Below are 12,478 nucleotides of genomic sequence, written 5' to 3' on the forward strand. Positions count from 1 at the left end.
GTTCAGGTGCCCCTGAACCGGGACCGCGGCCGTGGTGACCCACGCCACAGCCCGCCCTGTCAGGAATCTGGCTGCTGTCTCGTTCAGAGGGCGATCGAGCAGACAGGAGCAGCACCATGCGGCATCGCATCATCGTCCTCGGGGCCGGATACGCCGGAGCGTCGGCGGCCGGATTCCTCGCCCGCCACCTGCACCCCGACGACTTCGAGATCACCGTCGTCAACGCCGAACCCGACTTCGTCGAGCGGATGCGCCTGCACCAGCTCGCCGCCGGTCACGACCTGGAGCGCTTCGGGTTGGCGGAGATGTTCGCGGGCACCGGCATCCGCCTGCGGCCGGCGCACGTGACCGCTGTCGACGCCGAGAGCCGGACGGTCACCGTGACCGACGCCGAGGGCGTCGACCGGCTCGAGTACGACACCCTCCTCTACTCCCTGGGCAGCACGTCCACCGACCACGGTGTGCCGGGTGTGGACGAGCACGCCTTCCACGTAGCCGGACAGCGGGCGGCGCTGCGGCTGCGTGAGCGTCTGGACGGTCTGGGCGAGAACGGGACGGTGCTGGTCGTCGGCGGCAACCTGACCGCGATCGAGGTCGCCACCGAGGTCGCCGAATCCCGGCCGGGGCTGCGGGTCACCCTCGCTACCACCGGTGAGCTGGGCGGTTGGCTGGGGGACAAGGCCCGGCGCCACCTGCTGCGCGCCTTCGACCGGTTCGGCATCGAGGTCCACGAGCACACCACCATCGACCGTGTCATGGAGACGGGGGCTGTCGCCGTCGACGGCACGACTTTCCTCGCCGACGCGACCGTGTGGACGGCGGGCTTCGCCGTGCACCCCATCGCCGCCGCCAGCGGTCTCGCCGTCGAGGACGACGGCCGGATCACCGTCGACCGCATGATGCGGTCGGTGTCGCACCCGGAGGTCTACGCGGCCGGGGACAGCGCCTACGCCGTCGGCGAGAGCGGTCGGCCGCTGCCGATGTCGTGCGCTTCGGCGGGGTTCACCAGGATGCAGGCGACGGCCGCGATCATCGGGGACCTGACCGGTCGCAAGATCTCGAAGACCCCGCTCGCCTACATCGGCAACTGCATCAGCCTTGGCCAGAAGGACGGGATTTTCCAGGTCGTCGACGGCGACGCGCGGTCGAAGTCCTGGTCTCTGCGCGGCAGGCCTGCCGCCGCTGTCAAGGCGTTCGTGCTCCGCAACGTCGCGTGGAACATGCACAATCCGACGTACGGTCTGCCTGCCCGCAAACGCCGTCTGGCCAAGGTGTCCGAGCACTCCAGTGAGACCGTCGACGCATAGAGTCGCGCTTATGGACACTGCCACCGTGGAGCGTTTTGAGGCCAACCGGAACCGGTTGGCCTCGCTCGCGTACCGCCTGCTCGGCTCGGCCGCCGACGCCGAGGACGCGGTGCAGGACGCGTTCCTGCGGTGGCAGGCCGCCGACCGGGCGCGCATCGAGGTGCCCGAGGCGTGGCTGACCAAGGTGGTCACCAACCTGTCCCTCGACCGGCTCCGCTCGGCGAAGGCGCGGCACGAACGGGCGGTCGGCGACTGGCTGCCCGAACCGCTCCTCGACGGCGACCCGATGCTGGGCCCGGCGGAAACGGTCGAGCAGCGCGAATCGGTGACGCTGGCGGTGTTGTTGCTGATGGAACGCCTCAGCCCGATCGAGCGTGCCGTCTACGTCCTGCGGGAGGCTTTTTCCCACAGCCACGCCGAAGTGGCGGAGATCCTCGACATCACCGAGTCCGCGAGCCAACAGCACGCCCACCGGGCCCGCCGCCGAGTCGCCGCCGGACGCCACGTCGCCGCGGTCGACCACGCCTCCGCCCGCCGCGTCGTCGAGGCCTTCCTCGACGCCGCCTCCTCGGGCCGCACCGACCGGCTGCTGGCGTTGCTGACCGCCGACGCGGTCGCGGTCAGCGACGGCGCCGGAATGGCCGCGAAGCTCCTGCGGTACACGGTCCCGGAGCGGGTCGCCCTCATGGTGCGCGCGGGTTTCAAGCCGACACCGGCGAAGCGGCGGCTCGCAGGCGGTTCCCCCGCCCTCCACGCCGCCGTGGTCAATGGTTCCCCGGCGGTGGTCGCCGTACTCGACGACACCGTGTTGGGCGTGGTGATCCTCGAACTCCGCGACGACAAGATCGCAGCCGTGCGCGGGATGGCGGCCCCGGCACGGCTCGGCCGCCTGAACGACGAATGGCAGCGTCGTGATCACGATGATCCCGTGATCGACTCGTGGTGACTGGTCGCTAGGCTCTTTCGGCTGAGACCAGCCACATTCGCGCGTCCCCGGCGACCGTCAGCGGGGGCACCGGCCTGCCATGCCGCTCGGCGAGTTCGGTCTGCGGGGTCACCGCCGCGGTCCAGCCGTGCGCGGCGAGCCAGCCGACCGGGTCGTCGCAAGTGGACTGCCAGGTCGCGCCGAACCGGCGAAGGCGTTCCTGCACCGCCCTCATCTCCGGCAGGTCCAGGTACGCCTGGTTGATGTGCTCCATGGCCAGCGTGCTGCCCGCCGCGGAGAGTCCGCCGATGCTCGCGAGGACCATGTCGCTCGACGTCTGGTCGAGGTACATCAGCAGGCCCTCCACCAGCCACGCCGTCGGCACCGCGGGGTCGAAGCCCGCGTCGGTCAACGCCGCGGTCCAGTCTTCCCGCAGATCCGCGGGGACGACGACGCGACGGCACGACGGAACCGCGTGCTGCACCCCGACCACGGCGTCCTTGAACGCCAGCAGGCCGGGCAGGTCGATCTCGAACACCGGGAAGTCGCTCGGCCAGTCGAGCCGGAAGGCGCGGGTGTCCAGGCCGGACGCGACGATCACCGCCTGCCCGCACCCGGGCCATGCCGACCGGAGGTAGTCGTCGAAGAAGCGGGTGCGCAGCACGAAGTGCTCCTGGTTGAGCCGCCCGGCCTCGGCGACCTGGATCCAGCCGATGGCGTCGACGAAAGCCTGCGCGAGCGGGTCGGCGAAGAGCCGGTCGGGTCGTGCGGTCTCCGTGGCGCGGGCCTGGGCGATGATCACCGCCGTGCGGCTCACCCCGGTCGTCGGGCTCGTGGCCATCGTGGTCACCGTGGTACCTCCGTCTTGTCGGTGGACCAGGGCAGGTCCATGGTCAGCTGATAGGTCTTGCGCAAGATCAGGCTCTCGAACGCCACGCGGACGAACGTGTCGCGCAGCAGGCACATCACCGGATTCCGCCTGCGGATGAAGTCGCCGTTGGCCCTTGACCGGCGCACCATGCGACTGGTGCGCCCGACGCGTTCCCGCTCGTACCGCGCGAACGCTTCCTCCGGCCCGGCATCGGCGAGGCAGCGCGCGAGCACGAGCGCGTCCTCGATGGCCTGTCCGGCGCCTTGGCCGAGGTTGAACGTCATCGGGTGTGCGGCATCGCCGAGCAGGGTCACCCGGCCCTTGCTCCAGCGAGTCACCGGGTCGCGGTCGTAGATGTCGACCGGCGCCAGGTCGTCCTCGGGCGTCGCCTCGATCAGATCGCGGATCGGTGTGGCCGCGCCCGCGAAGGCTGCCAGCAGGTTTTCCCTTGCGGGTGCGCCGAATCGCCCGGCGCCCGCGCGGGCGTCCAGCACGGCGTCCCAGTAGGTGAAGCCGTCGGGCAGTCCATAGTGGACGAACCAGCGGCCGCGCCCGAATGCGTTGACGAACCGCCCTGGCTCGACCAGCCCGGGCGCTCGGATCACGCCCTGCCAAGCGGTGTAGCCCGCGTAGCGCGGTGGCGGCTCGAACCCCATCAGCCCACGGCGCACCACCGATCGCAGCCCGTCGGCGCCGACGAGCGCGTCGGCTCGGGTCGACCGCCCGTCGGCGAACCGCACGGTCACCCCGTCGCCGTCGTCGTCGAACCCCACGCAGGGCGCGCCCAGCACGAGGTCCTCGTCGGCGAGCAACCGGTGCAGGGCGGGTCTGCTCACCGAGTACACCGGCGCGTCCCACTCGTCGGCACGCAGGTGCCAGCGCGCCAGCAGTGAGCCCGACGTGGTGCGGAACTGGTACTCGTCGATCCGGTGTCCGATGGCCGAGACGTCGACTCCGAGTTCGCGCAGCACGAGAACCGCGTTGTGCCAGAGGATCAGGCCGTGCCCGGCCTGGGCGGAGCGCAGGTCGGCCGCGCGTTCGTGGACGGTGGCGTCGATCCCCGCGCGGCGCAGGGCCAGTGCGGCGGTGAGCCCGCCGATTCCCCCTCCGACGATCGCGACATGTGCTCGGCTCATGCGGCCACCTCGCTCGCTAGCTCGCTCATGGGTGCCTTCCTCCGGTGGCGGCGATGGCGGTCACGGTAAGGCGGTCTCCCAAGGGGCGTCTTCCTTCGCGCGGTGGAGGCGCCCGGACCGATCGGAGGATGGCCGCGTCCGCCGGAGGTCGACCGACGATCTCGGTCCGCGGTGGGAAGACGGTCGCCGCGGGTCCGGCCACGCTTGTCCCGACCGCAGACGGAAGGACAGCCATGCAGCGCTACGCGATCACTTTCCGGGTCCGTCCGGGAACCGAGGACCAGGTGAAGGACCTGCTCGCGAACTACGACCCACCGGCCTGGGAGACCCCCGACGGCACCCGGCTCCTCGGGACGTCCATCTTCATCAAGGACGGCGTGGTGGTGCGGATGATGGAGATCGACGGCAACCTGCCCAGCGTTATGGCGCACCTGGCCGCGCAGCCCAGCATCCGCGAGCTGGAGCGACGGCTCGACGAGTTCCTCCTGGAGCCGCGGGACCTGAGCACCCCGCAGGGCGCGCAGGCGTTCTTCCGCGGCGCCATGATGGAGCACGTCACCACCCGCGTCGCGACCTTCGAGGCGCGGTCGTGACCGGCTCGGTGTTCCTCGTCGCGGGCGCCACCGGCAGGCTCGGCGAGGCGACGGTCCGGCTGCTCGCCGAGCGCGGCGACAAACTCCTGATCACCGGACGGAACAAGGACCGCCTGGCCGAACTGGCCAAGAGCCACGGCACGCCGGGTTCGCTCGAGACCCTGGCCGTGGACATCACCGAGCCGGGTGGGGCGCAGTTCGCCGCGGCGGAAGCCGTGCGGCAGTTCGGTTCCCTCACCGGCTTGGTCCACCTCGTCGGCCAGTTCAGCGTCGGCCCGCTGATGTTGACCGATGTCTCCACCTATGCCGAGGTCCTCAAGTCCAACTTCCTCTCCGCGGTGGTCGCAACGCAGGCGGTGCTGCCGCACATGACCGAGGGCGGCAGGTTGGTGTACTTCGGCAGCCCGCTGGCCGACGAGCCACTGGCCGCGGTCTCCGCCTACGCCGCGAGCAAGTCCGCCCTGATCTCGTGGATGCGCTCGGTGGCGCACGAGGTCAAGCGCCGGGGCATCCATGCCAACGCGGTCTCGCTGACCTTGGTGGACACGCCCGAGATGCGGGAGGAGCGGCCAGGGCTGGACCTCGACCACACCGTCAGCGCCGAACTCGTCGCCCGCGCGGTCGGCTTCCTGACCAGCGCGGAGTCGGACGGCATGTACGGCTCGGTCGTCCCGGTGCTGGGCAGGTTCGGGTTCAGCTCCGTGCTCGCGGGCGGTCCGCCGCCCGGGGTCGGTGGTCGGCGATGAGGGCCCGAATCGTGTTCCTGATCCGCGTCCCCGAGGACCGCCGGGACCGTTTCCTCGACGCCTACGAGAACGTCCGCCACCTCGTGGCCGACGGTGTGCCGGGCCACCTCAAGGACCAGATCTGCCAGTCGGCGACCGATCCCGAGCAGTGGCTGATCACCAGCGAGTGGCGCGACCTGGAGTCGTTCACCAGCTGGGAAGCCAGTGCCGAGCACCGCGAGACGGTGCGCCCGATGCGCGAGTGCTTCACCGAGGCCACCTCCCTGCGTTTCCACATCCACGCCGAGACCGGCGCCTGACAAAGGAGTTCACCCATGTCCGCAGATACCACCGTCGTCGTCCTGGGCGACGAGGACATCCGCACGCTGCTGCTGGCCGTCGGCCTCGACCCCGCCGCGGGTCCTGACGCCGATTCCCGCAGCTTCGACGAACTCGACCTCGACTCGCTGGCCCGGATGGAGCTGGCCGCCCGCATCCAGGACCGCTATGGGGTCGACGTCGAGGAGGACATCACCGGCGACCTGTCGCCATCGGGCCTGCGCCTGCTCGTCAACGCGCGAGTCGGGGCCGCGGCATGATCGGGCACACCGACAACGCGGTCGAGATCGCCGCGCCGCTGGGGTTCGTCTGGGCCCGCACCAACGACTTGGCGCGCTGGCCGAGCCTGTTCTCGGAGTACGCCTCGATCGAGATCCTCGAGGAGACGGCGGACTCCGCGACGTTCCGGCTCACCATGCACCCCGACGACGAGGGCCGGGTCTGGTCCTGGGTCTCGGAGCGCACGTGGGACCGCGAGCGCGGCGTGGTCCGCGCGCGCCGGGTCGAGACCGGGCCGTTCGAGTTCATGAACATCACCTGGACCTACGAGGAACTGGGCCCGGACCGCACGCTGATGCGCTGGGTGCAGGACTTCCGGATGAAGCCGGACGCGCCGGTCGACACGGCGTGGATGACCGACAACATCAACCGCAACAGCCGTGTCCAGCAGGAGCTGATCAAGTCCAAGGTCGAGCAGGCCAGGCGGGCGGTGGTCGGCATGGGCGACGTCCCGGCGAACCGCAGGCGCGGCGGCGACGTCCGCACGCTCGTCTCGCCCGCCACCGTCGGCTCGTCGTCCGGGTTCTGCGGCGCGGTCCGCCTCGCGCCGGGGGAGAGCGTCGCCGAGCACTATCACCCGTATTCGGAGGAATACCTCTTCGTCGTCACCGGAACGCTGCGCGTCGACCTGGACGGCGATCCCGTGTCGGTTGGCGCAGAGCAGGCGCTGCTGATTCCCCGTGAGGTCCGGCACCGCCTGACCAACGTCGGCGGGGGCGAGGCGCTGGCGGTGTTCCAGCTCAGCCCGCTGGCGCCGGAACCGCACCTGGGCCACGTGGACACGGAGGCGGGCCCGCTGGAGTCCGTGCCGGGCGAGCACGCGGCGCACGACCCCGTGGCGGTGGGCCGGTGAGCACGGCGGCGAGGCGCGTGGTGGTCACCGGCATCGGCGTCGTGGCGCCGGGCGGTCCCACGCGGGAGGAGTTCTGGGCGCGGATCACCAGCGGCAAGCCCGCCATCCGCACGATCACCGCGTTCGACCCGACGCCGTTCCGCTCGCGTGTCGCCGCCGAGTGCGACTTCGACCCGGCCGCCCGAGGACTCACCCCGCGGGAGATCCGGCGGATGGACCGGTTCGCGCAGCTGGCGGTCGTGGGCGCCGACGAGGCGGTCGCCGACTCCGGCTTGGAGCTTGGGGCGGTGGACGGCGACCGGATGGGGGTGTCGCTCGGATCCGCGGTCGGGGCGTCGATCACGCTGGAGGACGAGTACGTGGTGGCCAGCGACCACGCCCGGCACTGGGTGGTCGACCACCGGTCGACGATGCCATACCTGTATCAGGCGCTCGTGCCCTCGAGCGCGGCGGGCGAGCTGGCGGTCCGGTTCGGGGCCAAGGGGCCCGCGGCGGTGATCTCGACCGGCTGCACGTCGGGTATCGACTCGATCGGCCACGCGCTGCGCCTCATCCAGGACGACGAGGCGGACGTGATGCTCGCGGGCGCGGCCGACGCGCCGATCTCGCCGATCACCGTGGCCTGCTTCGACGCCATCAGGGCGACCACGCCGCGCAACGACGACCCGGAGCGCGCCTCGCGCCCGTTCGACGCCGACCGCCAGGGCTTCGTGCTCGGTGAGGGTGCCGCGGTACTCGTGCTTGAGGAGCTCGGCCACGCGCTGGCGCGGGGCGCGCGGGTGTACTGCGAGGTCGGCGGATATGCCGCGCGGGCCAACGGGTACCACATGACCGGGTTGCGGCCCGACGGCGTGGAACTCGGCGACGCCATCGCCGACGCACTCGCTCAGGCCCGGCTCGACCCGGTCGAGATCGGCTATATCAGCGCCCACGGCTCGGGCACCAAGCAGAACGACCGGCACGAGACCGCCGCCTACAAGCGGGCCTTGGGCGACACCGCGCGCAAGATTCCGATCAGCTCCATCAAATCCATGGTCGGCCACTCGCTCGGCGCCATCGGCTCCATCGAGATGGCCGCGTGCGCGCTGGCCATCGATCGGGGTGTGGTGCCGCCGACCGCCAACCTGACCACGCCCGACCCGGAGTGCGACCTGGACTACACGCCGCTGCACGCGCGTGAGGCACGCGTCGACAACGCTTTGTCGGCGGGCAGCGGGTTCGGCGGCTTCCAGTCCGCGATGGTCTTCTCCCGATTGCAGGAGGGTCTGTGACCGACAACCGTTCCGTGGGCGTGATCACCGGCGTCGGCGTCGTCGCGCCGACCGGAGTCGGCGTCGCCGAGCACTGGTCGGGCACGCTCGCCGCCCGGTCGCGACTCGGCCCGATCACCTCGTTCGACGCGGCGGGCCTGCCGATGCGCGTCGTCGGCGAGGTCGCCGGTTTCGCCGAGACCGGGTTCGTGCCGAACAAGCTGCGGGTGCAGACGGACCGCTGGACGTGGATGGCGCTGGCCGCGACCACGCTCGCGTTCGCCGACGCCGACCTCGACCCGGCCGCCCACAATCCCTATGACCTGTCCGTCGTCACCGCGAGTTCCTCAGGCGGCAACGCTTTCGGCCAGCGTGAGATCCACGCCCTTTGGTCGGAGGGGCCGCGCGCGGTGAGCGCCTATCAGTCGATCGGGTGGTTCTACGCGGCCTCCAGCGGCCAGATCTCTATTCGCGACCAACTCAAGGGCGCCTGCGGCGTCATCGTCGCCGACGGCGCGGGCGGCATCGACGCGGTCGCGTCCGCGGGCCGGTCGATCCGCCGCGGCACCAAGGCGGTGCTGGTCGGGGGAACCGAGGCGGCGCTGTCGCCGTACGCGATCGCATGTCAGGCGGGACTGGGCACCCTGAGCACGGATGCCGACCCGGCGACTGCTTACCGCCCTTTCGCGCCGGACGCGGGTGGTTCGGTGCTGGGCGAGGGCGGTGCCCTCCTTGTGGTGGAGGACCCGGAATTCGCCCGAGACCGCGGTGCCCGGGTTTACGCCGAGATAGCGGCGACGGCGTCCACGCACGACGCCGAGTCGCCGACCGGCATCCCCACCGACAGCCGGGGGCTGGTGCGGGCGATGCGCATGGCCGTCGAGCGGGCGGGGCTGCGGCAGGAGGACATCGACGTGGTCTTCGCCGACGCGGTCGGCGAGCGGGTCCACGACGCGATCGAGGCAGACGCGATCACCGAGGTGTTCGGCGGCCGTGCCGTGCCCGTCGCGGTGCCCAAGACGATGACCGGCAGGCTCAACTCGGGCGGGGCCGCGTTGGATCTGGCGTGGGCCGCGCTCGCGATCCGGCACGGCGTGATCCCGCCGTCGGTGAACCTCCCCGACGGATTCGTGGGGGAACTCGACGTGGTCACCGCGATGCGACCAGCGCCACAACTGCGTACCGCGCTGGTAGTCGCTCGAGGGATCGGCGGATTCAACTCGGCGGCTGTGGTAAGAGCGGCTGATTGATTGAACAACGAACCAAAAGAACACTCGGTCGTGATGTATCTGCCGGAATATCGCCGATTCCCTATGGTTTTTCACAGGGTTCTCTAAGAACTTACCAGGGGCCGATCGTGAAATGTTTACGTCTTTCCGCGTGCCCGTGGATACCTGGACAGACAGGCGGATCTAACGCTATGAATCGGTAACAATTCGTTGAGTGAACGCTCGACGTATTCATCAAGAGTGGTTGCGGAGCCCTGTGTGAACCATTAAAGTTCGCGGCGGGGGTGGTTCGCAGTGGGGGGATCCATTGCTGCGCTGGGCGACGCCGTGTCCTTGGGCGAAACAGCGAATCTGATCCATTTTATTGTGGGTGGTTTTCTCGGCGCGCTCTGTCTGGCGCTCGTTCTCGCGTTCACCCGCGGAATCCGCCGGGTAGACCGCGACGCGATCGAGAGCGCGGTGCGCCGGGAGCGCACCCGCATCGCACGCGAGCTCCATGACGTCCTCGGGCACCGGCTCGTCGTCATCGGCCTCTACGCCCGCATGCTGCCGGAATCGGTGCGTGCGGGCGCGCGGGCGATCGATGGCCTGGCGCGCATCGCGATGCAGGACGTGCGCCAAGTCGTCGGCGCGCTCAACGCCGTTGACACGGCGGTGCCCGAACAGCAGGGCTTCGTCTCCGCGGATGTCACCGATCTGACCCGCGCGCTGCCGGATGGCCGGGTGCTGGTCCACTTCGACGGCCCTCCGGGAGCCGAACGCGAGGTGCCCGCGCCGACGCGCCGCGCGGTGGTGCGCATCGTGCAGGAATGTCTCACCAACGCGATCAAACACGGCACGGGCGTCGTCGTGGCCCGCGTGGCGTTCGGCGACAACCTGACGATCACGGTGGACAACGAGGTTCGCGCGGGCCGAGGTGACGGGACCGGACTCGGCCTGCGCGGCATCGAGCTGCGCGCCGCGGAGCTGGGGGGCTCCGCCTGGTGGGGCGAGACCGCGGGCCGATTCCGGGTGCACGTGACGCTGCCCATCGCCGACGCCGTGGACGTGGACTGGGCCCGGGTGCGCCGGACGTCGTTCGACCACGTGCTCGGCAGAGCCGTGGACAAGGGGGAATGCCATGCCTGACGACGACATTCGCCTGCTCATCGTCGACGACCAGAACCTGGTGCGCCACGGTCTGCGTGCGGTGTTGGGCGGCATCGAGGGAATCCGCCTGGTGGGTGAGGCCGTCAACGGCGTGGACGCCGTGGCGGTCGCGCGCAGGCTGCGGCCCGACGTCGTGCTGATGGACGTCAACATGCCGAGGATGAACGGGATCGAGGCGACCGGCCACCTGTGCCGGGAGCCCGGGATCGACGCCAAAGTGATCATCCTGAGCATGTACGACAACGACGAGAACGTCTTCCAGGCCTTGCGGGCCGGAGCGAGCGGCTTCATCCTCAAGGACGCGCCCAATGAGACACTCGTCGAGGCCATCCGGCAGGTGGCCGATGGTGAGGCGCTGCTCTCGCCTACGGTCACCCGGCTGCTGATCGACGAGTTCGCCCGCAGACCCGCACTCGGCGGCGCCCCCGCGACCGGCCATCTGGCGCTGACCGGCCGCGAGCGCGAGGTGTTCACGCTGCTGGTCCAGGGCTACAGCAACCAGGACATCGCCAGGACGCTGGTGCTCGGCGAAAGCACCGTGAAGTCGCATGTCCAGCACCTGTACCAGAAGCTGGGTGTGCGCGACCGGGTCCAAGTGGTCATCTACGCCTACGAGAACGGACTCATCGCCCGGGGTGCCAAGCCGGGACTCGCGTTGGGTTCCTGACCGTTTCTCCTCCGCTCGGCGGATCCCGGCGGGCCGCGCGGGGGAGGCCACGGTTCATGTCCCGGTGGGACGACGCGCGGTGCCCGGATCCCTAACGTGGACACGATCACATCCATCGTGTCGAGGGGGTCCTTGTGACAGACCGGATTCTCATCGTGGCCCGGATCAAACCGGGGTCCACAGAGGACGTCGCCGCGCTGTTCGCGCGCTCCGACGAGTCCGAACTGCCGCGTTCGCTCGGGGTGCGCAGGCGCGACTTGTTCCAGTACCACGACTTGTATTTCCACCACGTCGAGTTCGACGGCGATGCCCGCGCGGCCATGGCGGACGCCCGGGAGCGGGACGATTTCCGCGCGCTGAGCGCGGACCTCGATCCCTTCATCAGCCCGTTCGACCCACGAACCTGGCGCAGTCCGGCCGACGCGATGGCGACCAGGTTCTACGGCTGGTCGAACGAGACCGGAGGTGAGCTCCGGTGACGGCGGTCGTGTCGGCCCCGGCCGCGCAGGCCGCCGACTGGCTGCGGTGCCCTGGCTGCGGCTGCACCAACTACGCGCCGCGCCTGGCCAGGGAGCTCGACGTGTGTCCCGAATGCGGCCACCACAATCGGATCGGCGCGCTCGAGCGGATCGACCAGATAGTCGACGCCTGCTCCTTCGTCCGGTCCACTGTGGAGCCCCGTTCGGCCGACCCGCTCGGCTTCACCGACTCCAAGCCCTACGTGGAGCGGCTCGTCCAAGCCCGCGCGGCCACCGGACTCGCCGACGCCGTCGTGTGCGGCCGGGCTCGCGTGAAGGGCCACGCGGTGATCATCGCCGCGATGGACTTCGCCTTCCTCGGCGGCAGCATGGGCTCCGCCGTCGGCGAAGCCGTGACCCGGGCGGCGGAGACCGCGCTGGCCGAGCGGACCCCGCTGCTGATCGTGGCGACGTCGGGAGGCGCGCGCATGCAGGAGGGCGCGCTGTCGCTGATGCAGATGGCGAAGACCGCGCAGGCGCTGCGCGGGCTCGGCGCCGCCGGTGTGCTCTCGATCTGCGTGCTCACCGGCCCGACGTTCGGCGGTGTGACCGCATCGTTCGCGACGCTGGCCGACATCCTCATCGGCGAGCAGGGCGCGCTCATCGGTTTCGCGGGTCCGCGGGTCATCGCCAATGC

At 70.5% G+C, this 12,478-nt stretch carries 15 protein-coding genes; 13 read left to right on the plus strand and 2 right to left on the minus strand.

Features of this window, described 5'->3' with window-relative positions:
- The first annotated feature begins 116 nt into the window (after positions 1–116).
- Together ACRDSQ_RS01645 and ACRDSQ_RS01650 are read left to right on the plus strand one after the other, a co-directional pair.
- A complete protein-coding gene (locus ACRDSQ_RS01645) occupies positions 117–1,307 on the plus strand; it encodes an NAD(P)/FAD-dependent oxidoreductase (RefSeq protein WP_431418126.1) in 1,191 nt (396 codons plus the stop codon).
- 10 nt (positions 1,308–1,317) lie between these two features.
- Positions 1,318–2,253 (plus strand): sigma-70 family RNA polymerase sigma factor, encoded by a 936-nt coding sequence (locus tag ACRDSQ_RS01650; RefSeq protein WP_431418127.1) that lies wholly within the window; start codon positions 1,318–1,320, stop codon positions 2,251–2,253.
- A gap of 7 nt (positions 2,254–2,260) precedes the next feature.
- Here the strand turns inward: ACRDSQ_RS01650 and ACRDSQ_RS01655 are convergent, their stop codons facing one another.
- Positions 2,261–3,073: an SAM-dependent methyltransferase gene (locus ACRDSQ_RS01655; protein ID WP_431418129.1), complete on the minus strand. Its 813-nt coding sequence runs from the start codon at positions 3,071–3,073 to the stop codon at positions 2,261–2,263.
- Positions 3,074–3,078: 5 nt separating this feature from the next.
- A complete protein-coding gene (locus ACRDSQ_RS01660) occupies positions 3,079–4,239 on the minus strand; it encodes an FAD-dependent monooxygenase (protein ID WP_431418130.1) in 1,161 nt (386 codons plus the stop codon).
- 233 nt (positions 4,240–4,472) lie between these two features.
- Between ACRDSQ_RS01660 and ACRDSQ_RS01665 the strand changes: the two genes are divergently transcribed.
- The 11 genes from ACRDSQ_RS01665 to ACRDSQ_RS01715 all read left to right on the plus strand — a co-directional run.
- Entirely contained in the window at positions 4,473–4,832 is a 360-nt protein-coding gene (locus tag ACRDSQ_RS01665; protein WP_431418131.1) for a TcmI family type II polyketide cyclase, read from the plus strand.
- The gene (locus ACRDSQ_RS01670; protein WP_431418132.1) at positions 4,829–5,578 is read left to right on the plus strand and encodes an SDR family NAD(P)-dependent oxidoreductase; all 750 of its coding nucleotides are present in this window, start codon (positions 4,829–4,831) and stop codon (positions 5,576–5,578) included. The genes ACRDSQ_RS01665 and ACRDSQ_RS01670 overlap by 4 nt, the downstream gene beginning before the upstream one ends.
- A complete protein-coding gene (locus ACRDSQ_RS01675) occupies positions 5,575–5,877 on the plus strand; it encodes an antibiotic biosynthesis monooxygenase family protein (RefSeq protein WP_431418133.1) in 303 nt (100 codons plus the stop codon). The genes ACRDSQ_RS01670 and ACRDSQ_RS01675 overlap by 4 nt, the downstream gene beginning before the upstream one ends.
- 15 nt (positions 5,878–5,892) lie before the next feature.
- Positions 5,893–6,156, plus strand: coding sequence for an acyl carrier protein (locus ACRDSQ_RS01680; protein WP_431418134.1), 264 nt, complete (start codon positions 5,893–5,895; stop codon positions 6,154–6,156).
- On the plus strand, positions 6,153–7,028 hold the full coding sequence (locus tag ACRDSQ_RS01685) for a cupin domain-containing protein (RefSeq protein ID WP_431418135.1): 876 nt from the start codon (positions 6,153–6,155) through the stop codon (positions 7,026–7,028). The genes ACRDSQ_RS01680 and ACRDSQ_RS01685 overlap by 4 nt, the downstream gene beginning before the upstream one ends.
- Positions 7,025–8,299: a beta-ketoacyl-[acyl-carrier-protein] synthase family protein gene (locus ACRDSQ_RS01690; RefSeq protein ID WP_431418137.1), complete on the plus strand. Its 1,275-nt coding sequence runs from the start codon at positions 7,025–7,027 to the stop codon at positions 8,297–8,299. Before ACRDSQ_RS01685 ends, ACRDSQ_RS01690 begins: the two co-directional genes overlap by 4 nt.
- Entirely contained in the window at positions 8,296–9,528 is a 1,233-nt protein-coding gene (locus ACRDSQ_RS01695; RefSeq protein WP_431418139.1) for a beta-ketoacyl synthase N-terminal-like domain-containing protein, read from the plus strand. The genes ACRDSQ_RS01690 and ACRDSQ_RS01695 overlap by 4 nt, the downstream gene beginning before the upstream one ends.
- A gap of 345 nt (positions 9,529–9,873) precedes the next feature.
- Entirely contained in the window at positions 9,874–10,635 is a 762-nt protein-coding gene (locus tag ACRDSQ_RS01700) for a sensor histidine kinase (protein ID WP_431418141.1), read from the plus strand.
- Positions 10,628–11,323, plus strand: coding sequence for a response regulator (locus ACRDSQ_RS01705; RefSeq protein ID WP_431418142.1), 696 nt, complete (start codon positions 10,628–10,630; stop codon positions 11,321–11,323). Before ACRDSQ_RS01700 ends, ACRDSQ_RS01705 begins: the two co-directional genes overlap by 8 nt.
- Before the next feature lie 134 nt (positions 11,324–11,457).
- On the plus strand, positions 11,458–11,802 hold the full coding sequence (locus ACRDSQ_RS01710; RefSeq protein WP_431418144.1) for a TcmI family type II polyketide cyclase: 345 nt from the start codon (positions 11,458–11,460) through the stop codon (positions 11,800–11,802).
- A partial coding sequence (locus ACRDSQ_RS01715) for an acetyl-CoA carboxylase carboxyltransferase subunit beta (protein ID WP_431418146.1) occupies positions 11,799–12,478 on the plus strand: 680 nt, incomplete at its 3' end. The genes ACRDSQ_RS01710 and ACRDSQ_RS01715, both read left to right, overlap by 4 nt.

This window comes from Actinokineospora sp. (genome assembly GCF_050699995.1).
In the GTDB taxonomy this organism is placed as follows: Bacteria; Actinomycetota; Actinomycetes; order Mycobacteriales; family Pseudonocardiaceae; genus Actinokineospora.